Below are 14,140 nucleotides of genomic sequence, written 5' to 3' on the forward strand. Positions count from 1 at the left end.
TGGGGCTCTGGTGTGAGAGGTTCCCGCTGTCAGGTGGGGTCCGATCGCATCGCAGCGGTGTAGCTCAGTCGGTAGAGCAAGCGGCTCATAATCGCTGTGTCACCGGTTCAAGTCCGGTCACCGCTACTCACAGTAGCCGATTGCGGGGTCGGTCCTTCGGTCGGCTACTCTTTCCTGCGTTATTTTTTATCCACCTGTTCGTCAAGGAGCACTCACGTGGCTGCCACCGACGTCCGCCCGAAGATCACGCTGGCCTGCGTGGAGTGCAAGGAGCGGAACTACATCACCAAGAAGAACCGGCGCAACAACCCGGATCGTCTTGAGCTGAAGAAGCACTGCCCGCGTTGCAACGCACACACAGCGCACCGCGAGACGCGATAACCAAGGCTCGTACGCGAGGCCGTCCCCAGTAGCCAGGGGGGCGGCCTCGCGGCGTTACCGGTTGTCGGCCGCAGCGGTCCATCGACCGCCGCCGTCGGCGGGCCGCGGGCGTCCGGTCCCGCGGCTCGAGCAGGATGGGCTCGACCGGCCGACAGCAAACCGGTCACGTCGACCGGAACGACATGCGGAAGCCGACCGGACGCAACGCGGAATCGGTCAGATCGACCGCACCGCCACGCAGATTCGGACATCGACCGGAACGTACGCAGAATCGGTCACGTCGACGGTCCCAGAATCGGTTACACGGGCCGAACGCCGAGTCCGCCGCACACAGAGTGTCGGCGGCCTCCGGTGAGGCCGGGCCGATGAACTATCAGGAGGTGCCGAGCCCATGGCGCTCGACCAGTCCTTCGTGGGGCGGTCCTACCCGCCCACCGACTCCTACGAGGTCGGCCGGGAGAAGATCCGCGAGTTCGCAGAGGCGATCGGGGACGCCAACCCGGCCTACACGGACCAGATGGCCGCCACGGCGCTCGGTCACCCCGATGTGATCGCCCCGCCGACCTTCGTCTTCGCGATCACCTACAAGGCGGCGAGCCAGGTCATCGAGGACCCCAAGCTCGGCCTCGACTACAGCCGTGTGGTCCACGGCGACCAGAGGTTCGTCTACAACCGTCCGGTGCGCGCCGGTGATCGGCTGAGCGTCACCTCGACCATCGAGTCGATCAAGTCGCTGGCCGGAAACGACATTCTGGACATCCGCGGTGAGGTCCACGACGAGGCCGGCGAGCATGTGGTGACCGCCTGGACGAAACTCGTGGCCCGGGCGCCGGAAGAGGAGGCCTGACGAGGATGAGCGCGAAGATCGCGTACGACACCGTCGAGGTCGGCACCGTGCTGCCGGCGCAGTCCTTCCCTGTCACCCGCGCCACGCTCGTGCGGTACGCGGGTGCCTCGGGGGACTTCAACCCCATCCACTGGAACGAGAAGTTCGCCAAGGAGGTGGGCCTGCCGGACGTCATCGCGCACGGCATGTTCACCATGGCCGAGGCGATTCGTGTGGTGACCGACTGGGTGGGCGACCCGGGTGCGGTCGTCGAGTACGGCGTCCGCTTCACCAAGCCGGTCGTCGTACCCAACGACGACCAGGGCGCCCTCGTCGAGGTCAGCGGCAAGGTGGCGGCCAAGCTGGACGACCGCACCGTCCGCGTCGACCTCACGGCGACGAGCGCCGGCCAGAAGGTGCTGGGCATGTCACGGGCGGTCGTGAGACTGGCCTGACCAGGTGCCGGTGAGGGGCGTGCGCCGGGTGCGGGCGCCCCTCGATCGCGTCAGCGGGGATTCCCCCTTGACGAAGTTAGTTATTGACCACTAATTTTGACGCGTGGTCAGGATGAGCGCAGAAGAGAGGCGCGAGAGCGTCATCCGCGCGGCGACGAGCGAGTTCGCCCGTGGCGGCTACCACGGCACGTCCACCGAGGCGATCGCCAAGCGTGTGGGTGTGTCGCAGCCGTATCTCTTCCGGCTCTTCCCGGGCAAGAAGGCGATCTTCCTCGCGGTGGCCGAACGGTGCGTGGAGGACACCATCCGCACCTTCGTGGAGGCCTCCGAGGGGCTCGAGGGCGAAGAGGCCCTGCATGCCATGGCGAACGCGTACACCAAGGTCATCGCGGAACAGCCGGAGCTGCTGATGATGCAGATGCAGATGTACGTGGCGGTGGCCGCCGCCGAGCAGGCCGGTGACCACGAGTTCGGTGAGGTGGTGCGGGCCGGCTGGTTGCGGCTGTGGGAGGCCGTGCATCTGCCGCTCGGCGCCGACGTCAACGAGACCACGACGTTCATGGCGTACGGGATGCTCATCAACTGCCTGGTGTCCATGGGCTTTCCGCCCGGCCACCGGATCTGGGAGGGGCTCTACCCGTCGGCCCGGCTCAAGGACCGGCTGGAGAAGTAGCCGGGAAGGAAGGGCGAGCCTGCCTTTTTCTGCCCAGGAAAGTTAGTCAGCAATAACTAACTAACGTCAGCGATCACCCTCTGGGGGAGCGATGTCACAGCAGACAGCACGTCGCGGGGGGGGCGGCCTGGGCCCTCGTGATCACCGGGGTCGCCGGATTCATGGCGGCCCTCGACAACCTCGTCGTCACCACCGCCCTGCCCTCCATCCGCAAGGACCTCGGGGGAGCACTGGACGACCTGGAGTGGACCGTGAGCGCGTACACGCTCACCTTCGCGGTCCTGCTCATGTCCGGCGCGGCCCTCGGCGACCGGCTCGGCCGCAGGCGGCTCTTCCTCACCGGACTGACCGTCTTCACCGGCGCGTCGGCCGCCGCGGCTCTCGCGCCCGGCATCGACTCCCTGATCGCGGCCCGCGCCGTCCAGGGTGTCGGGGCGGCCATCATGATGCCCCTGACCCTGACCCTGCTGACCGCCGCGGTCCCGGTCGAGAGGCGCGGGACGGCGTACGGCATCTGGGGTGCCGTCAACGGGCTCGCCGTGGCGTCCGGCCCCCTCATCGGCGGCAGCCTGACCGAACACGTGTCCTGGCATTGGATTTTCTGGCTGAACGTCCCGCTGGGCCTCGCCGTGCTGCCCCTCGCCCGTTTCCGCCTCGCCGAGTCCTACGGCACCGGCGCCGCGCTCGACATCCCCGGCACCCTGCTCGTCAGCGGCGGTCTCTTCGGAATCGTGTACGGGCTGGTGCGCGGCCCGGCCGACGGCTGGGCCGACCCCCTGGTGCTGACCGGCCTGTTCGCCGGCATCGCGCTGCTCGCCGGCTTCGTCTTCCACGGCATCCGCGGCCGCAACCCGATGCTCCCCATGCGGCTCTTCCGTTCCCGCGCATTCTCCGGGATCAACACCGCGAGCCTGCTGATGTTCCTGGGGATGTTCGGCTCGATCTTCCTGCTCAGCCAGTACATGCAGGGCGTGCTCGGGTACTCCCCGACCCAGGCGGGTCTGCGGATGCTGCCCTGGACGGGCATGCCGATGCTCGTCGCACCGGTCGCCGGCATCCTCTCCGACCGCATCGGCGGCCGCCCTGTCGTCGCCACCGGCCTGTTCCTGCAGGCCGCGGGCCTCGGCTACCTAGCCTGGGTGGCCACGACGGACGTCGCGTACTCCGTTCAGCTGCCCGGCCTGATCATCAGCGGCATCGGCATGGCCCTGTTCTTCGCGCCGGCCTCCAACCTCGTCATGTCCAGCGTGCTGCCCCGGGAACAGGGCATCGCCTCCGGCGCCAACAACGCCCTGCGCGAGGTCGGCGGCGCGCTCGGCATCGCCGTGATGTCGTCGATCTTCACGGCCCGAGGCGGCTACGAGAGCGCGCAGAATTTCATGGACGGGCTGCGGCCGGCGCTCGTGGTGGGCTCCGCGGCGGTGACCCTGGCCGGCGTCGCGGCCCTGCTGATCCCGACCCGGCGGCGGCGCCCGGCGCAGGTCGCGGCCACCGCCGAGCCGGCCCCGGCCCTGGAGACGGCTGCTCCCTGAGCACGTTCCGCCGACGCAACCAACCACCGACGGCCCCGCCGGCTCTCCCGGCGGGGCCGTGCCCGTGCGATGCGGGGCCGTCGGGGCCGTCTCGTAGTCTTGGCGCGTGCAGGAACTCCACGACGCCCCGCTCGCCCCGCTGACCACCTTCCGGCTGGGCGGCCCCGCGACCCGTCTGATCACCGCCACCACCGATGCGGAGGTGATCGCCGCCGTCCGCGAGGCCGACGACTCCGGTGCGCCGCTGCTGCTGATCGGCGGCGGATCCAACCTGGTCATCGGGGACAAGGGCTTCGACGGCACCGCTCTGTGCATCGCGACGAAGGGCTTCCACCTTGACGGTACGGGGCTGGAGCTGGCCGCCGGCGAGGTGTGGACCGACGCAGTCGCCCGCACCGTCGAGTCCGGTCTCGCCGGGGTCGAGTGCCTCGCCGGAATCCCCGGCTCCGCGGGAGCGACCCCGATCCAGAACGTGGGGGCCTACGGTCAGGAGGTCTCCTCGACGATCACCGAAGTGATCGCCTACGACCGCCGGGCGCGCGAAACGGTCACTCTTACGAACGACGAGTGTGCTTTCTCGTATCGTCACAGCCGTTTCAAGGCCGATCCCGAGCGCTATGTGGTGCTGCGCGTGCGCTTCCGGCTGGAGGACGCGCAGGGACTGTCGGGCCCGATCAAGTACGCCGAGACGGCCCGCGCCCTCGGTGTCGAGCCCGGCGACCGGGTGCCGCTGGCCGCCGCCCGCGAGACCGTGCTCAAGCTGCGCGCGGGCAAGGGCATGGTCCTGGACCCGGAGGACCACGACACGTGGTCGGCGGGCTCGTTCTTCACCAATCCGATCCTCACGGACGTGGAGTTCGCCGCATTTCACGCGCGCGTGCGGGAACGGCTGGGTGAGCAGGCGGAGCCGCCCGCGTACGCGGCGGGCGAGGGTCACACCAAGACGTCCGCGGCCTGGCTCATCGACAAGGCCGGCTTCACCAAGGGGTACGGCACCGGACCCGCCCGTATCTCCACCAAGCACACCCTGGCCCTGACCAACCGCGGCGGCGCGACCACCGAGGACCTGCTCACGCTGGCCCGCGAGGTCGTGGCCGGGGTCCGCGAGGCCTTCGGCATCACGCTGGTCAGCGAGCCGGTCACGGTGGGGGTCAGCCTTTAGGCTCCCGTGCCCCGACGGGCGCTCCCTCGCCGGCTCAGTAGGCCACCCCGACCCCCTGCTTCACCGTGCCGGGATCGTCGACCATCGCCAGCATCGCGTGGGCGACGTCGGCGCGGGCGATGAAGCGGCCCTTGGGCGGGAAGCCGCCGACGACCGTGCGGTAGGAGCCGGTGAGCGGGTTGTTCTGCAGGCGCGGCGGGCGGACGACCGTCCAGTCCGTGGCGCTGCGGGCCAGCTCGGCCTCCATGCCCCGCAGGTCGGCGTAGACGTCCTTGAGCATCGCCGAGACGAGGCCGCGGACGGTGCGGTCGAGGGCCCCTTCGCCCTCGGGGCGGGGACCGACCGGACCGGCGCTGACCACGATCAGCCGGCGCACCCCCTCGGCCTCCAGGGCGCCCAGCACGGTACGCGTCAGCCGGGTCGCCACCCCGGCGTCCTTGCGGCTGCGCGCGCCCAGCCCCGACAGAACGGCGTCCCGGCCCGCCACCGCCGGGCGCAGCGCGTCGGAGTCGCCGAGATCCGCGCGGAACACCTGCAGACCGGGGCCCGTGGCGGTCAGCCGTGCGGGATCCCGGACGACGGCGGTGACCTGGTGGCCTGCCGCGAGGGCCTGTTCGACGATCTCCTGGCCGATGCCGCCGGTGGCACCGAAAACGGTGAGCTTCATGGCGTGCGTCTCCTGTACTTCCGCTCTGCCCGATAGGAGTGGGTGAGTGTTCACTCACCGCGCTGGCTCCTAGGGTGAGTAAGCACTCACCCACCCGTCAAGACCTGGAGGGCCCCGCCATGGAATCCTTTGGTCCCATGCAGCACACAGGGGCGCAGCAGCCGGCGGCGCAGCACAGACCGGCCCGGGTCCGCATCCTCGACGCGGCGCAGGAGCTGATGCTGACCGTGGGGCTGGCGCGCGCCACGACCAAGGAGATCGCCAAGGCCGCGGGGTGTTCCGAGGCGGCGCTCTACAAGTACTTCCCGAGCAAGGAGGAGCTGTTCATCCGGGTCCTCGCGGAGCGGCTGCCCCGGCTGGGCCCTCTGCTCAGCGACCTCGCGGCCGAGCCCGGCCGGCACACCCTGGAGGAGAACCTCACCGAGATCGCCCGGCAGGCGGCCCTCTTCTACGAGCAGAGCTTTCCGATCGCCGCGTCGCTGTACGCCGAGACGCAGCTCAAACGGCGGCACGACGAGGCGATGCGGCAGATGGGGTCGGGGCCGCACCGGCCGATCGAGGCCCTCGACGCCTACCTCCGCGCCGAACAGACGACCGGCCGGGTTCGTAGCGACGCCGACACCTTCGCGGCGGCGTCCCTGCTCCTCGGCGCGTGCGCGCAGCGCGCTTTTGCCTACGACGCGACGGAGACGGGCGGGCGACCCCCCGTGGACGACTTCGCGCGCCGCCTCGCACGGACGCTGCTCGGTGGCATCTCCGCTGCCGAGGACGCTTCCTGATCGTCCGGGCGCGGCCTGCGGTCGGGCCGCGGCGACCGCGTGGACCGCGCCCCGGTCCACCGCAGGTGCGGGTCGCGGCTTGCACCGTGTGGCGCGCCCGCGCAGGTCACCCTGTCCTCAGACGGCCGGGTCGCCGAGCCAGGCGTCCACCCCCGCAAGGAGCTCCGCCTTCGTCTGTGCCGGTGCCGCCGAGCCCTGTACCGACTGCCGGGCCAGTTCCGCCAGCTCCTCGTCCGTGAAGCCATGGTGGCGACGGGCGAGCTCGTACTGCGCCGTCAGACGGGAGCCGAACAGAAGCGGGTCGTCGGCGCCCAGCGCCATCGGGACGCCCGCTTCGAACAGGGTGCGCAGGGGCACGTCCTCGGGCTTGTCGTAGACGCCCAGCGCGACATTCGACGTGGGGCACACCTCGCACGTCACCCCGCGCTCCGCCAGTCGCTTCAGCAGACGGGGGTCCTCCGCCGCGCGCACTCCGTGGCCCACCCGGTGCGCGTGCAGGTCGTCCAGGCAGTCGCGCACCGACGACGGCCCGGTCAGTTCGCCGCCGTGCGGGGCCGAGAGAAGGCCTCCGTCGCGGGCGATGGCGAAGGCGCGGTCGAAGTCCCGCGCCATGCCGCGGCGCTCGTCGTTCGAGAGACCGAAGCCCACCACGCCGCGATCCCGGTAGCGCAGGGCCAGCCGGGCCAGCGTGCGCGCGTCCAGGGGATGCTTCATCCGGTTCGCCGCGACCAGGACGCGCATCCCCAGCCCCGTCTCCCGCATCGCGTCGTCGACCCCGTCCAGGATGATCTCCAGCGCCGGGATCAGACCGCCCAGGCGCGGCGCGTAGGACGTCGGATCGACCTGGATCTCCAGCCAGCCCGAGCCGTCCTTGATGTCCTCCTCCGCGGCCTCCCGCACCAGCCGCCGGATGTCCTCCGGCTCCCTGAGGCACGAGCGGGCCGCGTCATACAGCCGCTGGAACCGGAACCAGCCCCGTTCGTCCGTCGCCCTCAGTCTCGGCGGCTCCCCGCTGACCAGGGCCTCGGCCAGTGTCTCCGGCAGTCGCACACCGTATTTGTCGGCCAGTTCCAGGAGGGTGGTGGGCCGCATGGATCCGGTGAAGTGCAGGTGCAGATGGGCCTTGGGCAGTGCAGAGACATCACGTACATGCTCCATTCCAGGATCCTGCCGCATGTCCCCGCCGCTGCGGTAGCGCTTTCCTCTTTAGTGGTCTTGCTCGCACAAACGGACGGGGCGATCACCTGGCCGGCCGGCAGGTGATCGCCCCGGGGCGCGGAGCGGGACGTCAGTCCCGCGCCTCCGCCAGCAGCTTCTGGATCCGGCTCACGCCCTCGACCAGGTCCTCGTCACCGAGGGCGTACGACAGCCGCAGGTAGCCGGGGGTGCCGAAGGCCTCGCCGGGGACGACCGCGACCTCGGCCTCCTCGAGGATCAGCGCGGCCAGCTCGACCGTGTTCTGCGGGCGCTTGCCGCGGATCTCCTTGCCGATCAGCGCCTTCACCGACGGGTACGCGTAGAACGCGCCGTCAGGCTCGGGGCAGACCACACCGTCGATCTCGTTCAGCATCCGCACGATGGTCTTCCGTCGCCGGTCGAAGGCCTCGCGCATCCTCGCGGCCGCCTCCAGGTCGCCGGAGACCGCGGCCAGGGCCGCCACCTGTGCGACGTTCGACACGTTCGACGTGGCGTGCGACTGGAGGTTCGTCGCGGCCTTCACCACATCCTTCGGGCCGATGAGCCAGCCGACGCGCCAGCCCGTCATCGCGTACGTCTTCGCGACGCCGTTGACCACGATGCACTTGTCCCGCAGCTCGGGCAGGAGCGCCGGCAGCGACACGGAGGCGGCGTCGCCATAGACCAGGTGCTCGTAGATCTCGTCCGTCAGCACCCACAGCCCGTGCTCCACGGCCCAGCGGCCGATGGCCTCGGTCTCGGCCTCGGAGTACACCGCGCCCGTCGGGTTGGACGGGGAGACGAAGAGGACGACCTTCGTCTTCTCCGTGCGGGCCGCCTCGAGCTGCTCGACGGACACGCGGTAACCGGTGGTCTCGTCCGCGACGACCGCCACCGGCACACCGCCGGCCAGCCGGATCGACTCCGGGTACGTGGTCCAGTACGGAGCCGGGACGATCACCTCGTCGCCCAGGTCGAGGATCGCGGCGAAGGCCTCGTAGATGGCCTGCTTGCCGCCGTTGGTGACCAGGATCTGGGACGCGTCCACTTCGTAGCCGGAGTCGCGCAGCGTCTTCGCGGCGATGGCGTTCTTCAGCTCGGGCAGGCCGCCCGCCGGCGTGTAGTGATGGAACTTCGGGTTCTTGCAGGCCTCGATGGCCGCCTCGACGATGTAGTCCGGCGTCGGGAAGTCGGGCTCACCGGCGCCGAAGCCGATCACCGGGCGCCCGGCGGCCTTGAGGGCCTTGGCCTTGGCGTCCACGGCGAGGGTGGCGGACTCGGAGATCGCGCCGATTCGGGCGGAGACCCGGCGCTCGGTGGGAGGGGTTGCAGCGCTCATGGGACCCATGCTTTCAGACTGGAAACGCGCCCGGCACACGTGTTTCACAGACTGAACCGGACCGGGCCGGTGACCGGACAGATGTCCGGATCCGGGCGGTGGACCAGCCGATCCTCCGGGGGCAAAACCCGTACGGGCACTTTCTGTTCGACGACCGGCCCCGGACCACGTACACTCTCACCTCGTTGGCCTCCAGCGGCCGTGATCGCGCCGGTGCACACCGAGCACCCGGTCGGATGCGGTACGTTGGGGTACACCAAAGGGTCGTAGCTCAATTGGTAGAGCACTGGTCTCCAAAACCAGCGGTTGGGGGTTCAAGTCCCTCCGGCCCTGCTACACACTCCCAACAGGAAGTGTGCGCAGAGTACATTTGCACTCGCCGTGCGGCTCCACCGGGCGCGGCACGGCCACGACCCGGGAATCAGGTGAGGACGAGTGACGGACGCCGTGGGCTCCATCGACATGCCTGACGCCCAAGATGAGGTGCAGGAGCCGAAGAAGACCCGCAAGGGTGGCAAGCGAGCCAAGAAGGGCCCGCTGAAGCGCCTTGCCCTCTTCTACCGCCAGATTGTCGCGGAGCTCCGCAAGGTGGTCTGGCCGACGCGGAACCAGCTGACGACGTACACCACTGTGGTGATCGTCTTCGTCGTCATCATGATCGCCCTGGTGACCGTGATTGACTATGGACTCAGCCACGCGGCCAAGTACGTATTCGGCTGAGCCGCGAGCGAAGGACGCCGAGGTACCCGGCGTCCCGTTTCGCATGTTCTACCCCTATGTATCCAGGAAGAAGCAGCCACCGTGTCTGACCCGAACCTGAACGACGCCATCGAGCCGGACGAGTCCGTGGATGACGAGCTCGACATCGTCGAGGGCGCGGACGAGGTGGACGAGTTCCAGGCTGCCGAAGCCGAGGCGGGCGAGCCGGCCGAGACGGCCGCCGTGCGCGTCGAGGAGGAGGACGAGGCCGCCGGCGAGGCGGAGGCCGCGCCCGTCGACCCCGTCGAGGCCCTGCGTGAGGAGCTGCGCAGCCTGCCCGGCGAGTGGTACGTGATCCACACGTACGCCGGTTACGAGAACCGCGTGAAGACCAACCTCGAGCAGCGCGCCGTGTCGCTGAACGTCGAGGACTACATCTTCCAGGCCGAGGTGCCGCAGGAAGAGGTCGTCCAGATCAAGAACGGCGACCGCAAGACCATCCGTCAGAACAAGCTCCCCGGCTATGTGCTGGTGCGCATGGACCTGACCAACGAGTCCTGGGGCGTCGTCCGCAACACCCCCGGTGTCACCGGCTTCGTGGGCAACGCCTACGATCCCTACCCGCTGACCCTGGACGAGATCGTCAAGATGCTCGCCCCGGAGGCCGAGGAGAAGGCCGCCCGCGAGGCCGCAGAGGCCGAGGGCAAGCCGGTGCCGCAGCGCAAGGTCGAGGTCCAGGTGCTGGACTTCGAGGTCGGCGACTCGGTCACGGTCACCGACGGCCCGTTCGCGACGCTGCAGGCGACCATCAACGAGATCAACGCCGACTCCAAGAAGGTCAAGGGCCTCGTGGAGATCTTCGGCCGCGAGACCCCGGTCGAGCTGAGCTTCGACCAGATCCAGAAGAACTGACACCTTCTGGCGCACAAGCCACCGGCCGGGTCAGATGGGCTGCACAGCTCGTCTGACCTGCTCGGTTTTTAGCCGCGCAAGGTTTCCCGTTAGGGTTGTGCGGTTGCCTTCGGGCTGTCATGCCCTTGGGTACTAGGAAATCGAAACGGAAAACGGGAGAGGACCCGGAATGCCTCCCAAGAAGAAGAAGGTCACGGGGCTCATCAAGCTCCAGATCCAGGCCGGTGCCGCCAACCCGGCCCCGCCGGTCGGCCCGGCGCTGGGTCAGCACGGCGTCAACATCATGGAGTTCTGCAAGGCCTACAACGCCGCGACCGAGTCGCAGCGCGGTTGGGTCATCCCGGTGGAGATCACGGTCTACGAGGACCGTTCCTTCACCTTCATCACCAAGACTCCGCCGGCCGCCAAGATGATCCTCAAGGCCGCAGGTGTCGAGAAGGGCTCCGGCGAGCCGCACAAGACCAAGGTCGCCAAGATCACCGAGGCGCAGGTCCGCGAGATCGCCCAGACCAAGATGCCCGACCTCAACGCCAACGACCTGGACGCCGCCTCGAAGATCATCGCGGGCACCGCGCGTTCCATGGGCATCACGGTCGAGGGCTGACCCCCACCTTCGTAGCACCATGCGGCTGAGCGCCGCACGTGGCAGGGCCTGCTCGGCCCGTACCACGACTCCTTTCAGAACACACAGGAGCAGTTGTGAGCAAGCGCAGCAAGGCTCTCCGCGCTGCGGACGCCAAGGTCGACCGGGAGAAGCTCTACGCCCCGCTCGAGGCCGTCCGTCTCGCCAAGGAGACCTCCACGACCAAGTTCGACGGCACCGTCGAGGTCGCCTTCCGTCTGGGTGTCGACCCGCGCAAGGCCGACCAGATGGTCCGTGGCACCGTGAACCTTCCGCACGGCACCGGTAAGACCGCCCGGGTCCTGGTCTTCGCGACCGGTGACCGTGCCGAGGCCGCGCGTGCCGCGGGCGCCGACATCGTCGGTGCCGACGAGCTGATCGACGAGGTCTCGAAGGGCCGCCTGGACTTCGACGCCGTTGTCGCCACCCCGGACCTCATGGGCAAGGTCGGTCGCCTCGGCCGCGTCCTCGGCCCGCGTGGTCTGATGCCGAACCCGAAGACCGGCACCGTCACCCCCGACGTGGCCAAGGCCGTCACCGAGATCAAGGGCGGCAAGATCGAGTTCCGCGTCGACAAGCACTCGAACCTGCACTTCATCATCGGCAAGGCGTCGTTCGACGACAGCAAGCTGGTGGAGAACTACGGCGCCGCGCTGGAGGAGATCCTCCGTCTGAAGCCGTCCGCCGCCAAGGGCCGCTACATCAAGAAGGCCGCCATCACCACCACGATGGGCCCCGGCATTCCGGTCGACCCGAACCGCACCCGCAACCTCCTCGTCGAGGAGGACCCGGCCGCCGTCTGATCCTGACGGCAGCCGCGGGCACGCACAGCTGACGGCCGGCCCCGCACCTTCCCAGGTGCGGGGCCGGCCGTGCTTTTCGGCTCGTGCGCCTCCGGGGCGCCCGAATCGGAGCTTGCCCGGCCGACGCGCCCCACGGTGCACCCGCATGCGACACGGGGCACATGCCGTTCCGCCGGAGGTGCGTGCCGTTTCTCCCGGCCCGGAGTTAGCGTGAAGATCACGGAGCGCGCAAGGGGGGAACGGATGAGGGACCGGATCGTGCGGCGCGGGATCCTTCCGATCGCGGTGGTCGCCGCGTTGTCAGCCGTCGCGGCGTGCAGCTCCTCGGGCGAGGGCGACTCCCACAAGGGGGCCGCCATGCCCTCCGGCGGCCGACTGGACCCCCGCTCGGCCGCCGCCCTGCGCGCCGTGGAGCAGGCCACCGTCAGGGCTGGTTCCGCCCGGATAGAGTCCACGACGGCCATGGGCGGGATGCTGTCTCTGCGGACCGACGGTGCCCTCGGCTGGTCCGGCCGCTCCGTCGGCACCCTTCGCATCACCTACACCGGCGGCCGGCTCGCCGAGACCATGCGCAAGCTGAACAGCACGTCCATGGAGGCCCGGCTGCTGCCCGACGCGTACTACGCGAGGGTCGGTGCCACGTTCGCCCGCCGCCTGCACGGACGGCACTGGATCAGATACGCCTACGAGGACCTGGCGGCCCTCCCGGGAGGTACCGGGGCGCAGCTGACGGACCAGCTGCGCAATACGGCCCCCCTCCAGCCGGTCCGGCTCCTGCTCGCCTCCGGGGACGTGCGCAGGGTGGGCGAGGAGACGGTGCGCGGCCGGCGCACCACCCACTACTCGGGCATGGTCACCACGGCGGCCCTGACCGGTGACGCCGCCGCAGAGCTCAAGGAGCGACTGGAGCAGGCCGGGGTCACCTCGGAGACCGTCGACATCTGGATCGACGACCAGGACCTGCTGGTCAAGAAGGCCGAGCGCGGGGAGCTGACGACGGGGCGGATGTCCTCGACGGCGTACTACCGCGACTACGGAGTGCGGGTCGCGGCCGCCGAGCCCCCGGCCGCGGACACCGCCGACTTCAAGGAACTGCTGAGCACGCGGGGTTCGTAGGGCGTCCAGATCACACACGTCACACGAAAACCACGAGCCTCAGGCGCCCCGCCGGGTTAGGCTTGGAGTCTTGTCTCAAATCGGATGTGTGTTCCCTTGGGGGGAATCATGAAGGTTGCTGTGCGTGGAGCGGTGGAGCGAGGCGCGGTGGGCGCGGCGCTCGCGGCGTTGGTCCTGAGCGGGGGAGCGGTCGCCTGTTCGAAGGGTGGCGCGGAGGAGTCGCCGCGAATGACACCCGCCGCGGCCGTGGCCGAGGCGGCCAAGAACGCCGACCAGATCACGTCGATGCACTACCGGTTGACCGGTACGGTCCCGGGCGAGGGCCGGGTCAGTGGCGAGGCCCGGATGAGCATGGAGCCGCTCGCCATGGCCATGAAGATGACGGCCGAGGACCAGAGCACTGACGGCCCGGTCGAGGTCCGTCTCGTCGACAAGGCGATGTACATCGGCGGCGCCGCGGCCGCCAAGGAGATGAACGGCAAGAGCTGGATCAAGTTCGACCTGGCCGCCCTGGGGGCGGACAAGGAGCTGAACGCCGACCAGCTCGGCGCCGGTCAGGCCGACCGCAACCCGGCCCAGGAGTCCACGTTCCTCACCGGCTCCAAGCGGGTGACGAAGGTCGGCACCGAGACCGTCGGTGGCGTGCGGACCACGCACTACAAGGGCGACGTCACTGTCGACGAGATGCGTGCCTCCCTGAAGAAGCAGCACCTGGACAAGACCACTCTCGAGCGGCGCGAGAAGAGCCTCGACCAGTACGAGAAGATGGGCGCCGGCACGATCACCATGGACATGTGGATCGACGGCAGCGATCACACCAAGCAGTTCCGGACGCGCAGCGACACCGACAAGGGCGTTCTGGACATGACCATCACCTTCCTCGACTTCAACAAGCCGGTGTCGGTGACGGCCCCGCCCGCCAAGGACACGCTCTCGCTCGCCGACATGATGAAGAGCGCTCAGCAGGGCTGAGCCGCGAGGGAACGGATTTGCTCGAC

The 14,140-nt window shown here is 69.4% G+C and carries 16 protein-coding genes and 2 tRNA genes; 15 read left to right on the plus strand and 3 right to left on the minus strand.

The genetic code is table 11. From position 1 onward, the window contains the following. Positions 1-53: 53 nt before the first annotated feature. From VXC91_RS16220 to VXC91_RS16250, 7 genes are all read left to right on the plus strand, one after another. Positions 54-126 (plus strand) — tRNA-Met (locus VXC91_RS16220). A gap of 90 nt (positions 127-216) precedes the next feature. Then, a complete protein-coding gene (gene rpmG, locus VXC91_RS16225; RefSeq protein WP_067397031.1) occupies positions 217-381 on the plus strand; it encodes a 50S ribosomal protein L33 in 165 nt (54 codons plus the stop codon). A 391-nt stretch (positions 382-772) separates the two neighbouring features. Then, a complete protein-coding gene (locus tag VXC91_RS16230) occupies positions 773-1,228 on the plus strand; it encodes a MaoC family dehydratase N-terminal domain-containing protein (protein ID WP_329507975.1) in 456 nt (151 codons plus the stop codon). A 5-nt stretch (positions 1,229-1,233) separates the two neighbouring features. Then, positions 1,234-1,662, plus strand: a complete 429-nt coding sequence (locus VXC91_RS16235) for a MaoC family dehydratase (RefSeq protein ID WP_329507976.1) — start codon at positions 1,234-1,236, stop codon at positions 1,660-1,662. A gap of 103 nt (positions 1,663-1,765) precedes the next feature. Beyond that, the gene (locus VXC91_RS16240; RefSeq protein WP_329507977.1) at positions 1,766-2,335 is read left to right on the plus strand and encodes a TetR/AcrR family transcriptional regulator; all 570 of its coding nucleotides are present in this window, start codon (positions 1,766-1,768) and stop codon (positions 2,333-2,335) included. Between the two features lie 161 nt (positions 2,336-2,496). After that, positions 2,497-3,867, plus strand: coding sequence for a DHA2 family efflux MFS transporter permease subunit (locus VXC91_RS16245; protein ID WP_329508007.1), 1,371 nt, complete (start codon positions 2,497-2,499; stop codon positions 3,865-3,867). Positions 3,868-3,973: 106 nt separating this feature from the next. After that, positions 3,974-5,029, plus strand: coding sequence for a UDP-N-acetylmuramate dehydrogenase (locus tag VXC91_RS16250; protein WP_329507978.1), 1,056 nt, complete (start codon positions 3,974-3,976; stop codon positions 5,027-5,029). A 34-nt stretch (positions 5,030-5,063) separates the two neighbouring features. On the opposite strand, the gene VXC91_RS16255 is transcribed toward VXC91_RS16250, so the two are convergent. Further along, entirely contained in the window at positions 5,064-5,696 is a 633-nt protein-coding gene (locus VXC91_RS16255) for an NAD(P)-dependent oxidoreductase (RefSeq protein ID WP_329507979.1), read from the minus strand. A 137-nt stretch (positions 5,697-5,833) separates the two neighbouring features. On the opposite strand from VXC91_RS16255, the gene VXC91_RS16260 reads away from it, so the two are divergent. Next, positions 5,834-6,475: a TetR/AcrR family transcriptional regulator gene (locus VXC91_RS16260; RefSeq protein ID WP_329507980.1), complete on the plus strand. Its 642-nt coding sequence runs from the start codon at positions 5,834-5,836 to the stop codon at positions 6,473-6,475. Between the two features lie 117 nt (positions 6,476-6,592). Here VXC91_RS16260 and VXC91_RS16265 read toward each other — a convergent pair whose 3' ends face one another. Both VXC91_RS16265 and VXC91_RS16270 read right to left on the minus strand, forming a co-directional pair. Beyond that, positions 6,593-7,633: an adenosine deaminase gene (locus VXC91_RS16265; protein WP_329507981.1), complete on the minus strand. Its 1,041-nt coding sequence runs from the start codon at positions 7,631-7,633 to the stop codon at positions 6,593-6,595. A gap of 130 nt (positions 7,634-7,763) precedes the next feature. Then, the gene (locus VXC91_RS16270) at positions 7,764-8,990 is read right to left on the minus strand and encodes a pyridoxal phosphate-dependent aminotransferase (RefSeq protein WP_329507982.1); all 1,227 of its coding nucleotides are present in this window, start codon (positions 8,988-8,990) and stop codon (positions 7,764-7,766) included. Between the two features lie 260 nt (positions 8,991-9,250). Between VXC91_RS16270 and VXC91_RS16275 the strand changes: the two genes are divergently transcribed. From VXC91_RS16275 to VXC91_RS16305, 7 genes are all read left to right on the plus strand, one after another. Next, positions 9,251-9,323: transfer RNA gene (locus VXC91_RS16275), tRNA-Trp, on the plus strand. Positions 9,324-9,425: 102 nt separating this feature from the next. Continuing rightward, the gene (gene secE, locus VXC91_RS16280) at positions 9,426-9,710 is read left to right on the plus strand and encodes a preprotein translocase subunit SecE (protein WP_329507983.1); all 285 of its coding nucleotides are present in this window, start codon (positions 9,426-9,428) and stop codon (positions 9,708-9,710) included. An 81-nt stretch (positions 9,711-9,791) separates the two neighbouring features. Beyond that, complete coding sequence (gene nusG, locus VXC91_RS16285; RefSeq protein WP_329507984.1) at positions 9,792-10,601, plus strand: transcription termination/antitermination protein NusG; 810 nt, start codon at positions 9,792-9,794, stop codon at positions 10,599-10,601. A 169-nt stretch (positions 10,602-10,770) separates the two neighbouring features. Continuing rightward, positions 10,771-11,205 carry a 50S ribosomal protein L11 gene (gene rplK / locus VXC91_RS16290; protein ID WP_329507985.1) on the plus strand — a complete coding sequence of 145 codons (435 nt, stop codon included), beginning with the start codon at positions 10,771-10,773 and terminating at the stop codon, positions 11,203-11,205. 95 nt (positions 11,206-11,300) lie between these two features. Beyond that, on the plus strand, positions 11,301-12,026 hold the full coding sequence (rplA, locus tag VXC91_RS16295; RefSeq protein WP_329507986.1) for a 50S ribosomal protein L1: 726 nt from the start codon (positions 11,301-11,303) through the stop codon (positions 12,024-12,026). A 243-nt stretch (positions 12,027-12,269) separates the two neighbouring features. Further along, a complete protein-coding gene (locus VXC91_RS16300; protein ID WP_329507987.1) occupies positions 12,270-13,142 on the plus strand; it encodes a hypothetical protein in 873 nt (290 codons plus the stop codon). 108 nt (positions 13,143-13,250) lie between these two features. Next, positions 13,251-14,114, plus strand: coding sequence for a DUF1396 domain-containing protein (locus VXC91_RS16305; protein ID WP_329507988.1), 864 nt, complete (start codon positions 13,251-13,253; stop codon positions 14,112-14,114). The last annotated feature ends 26 nt before the right edge of the window (positions 14,115-14,140 follow it).

This window comes from Streptomyces chiangmaiensis, assembly GCF_036281785.1.
Taxonomy (GTDB): domain Bacteria; phylum Actinomycetota; class Actinomycetes; order Streptomycetales; family Streptomycetaceae; genus Streptomyces; species Streptomyces chiangmaiensis.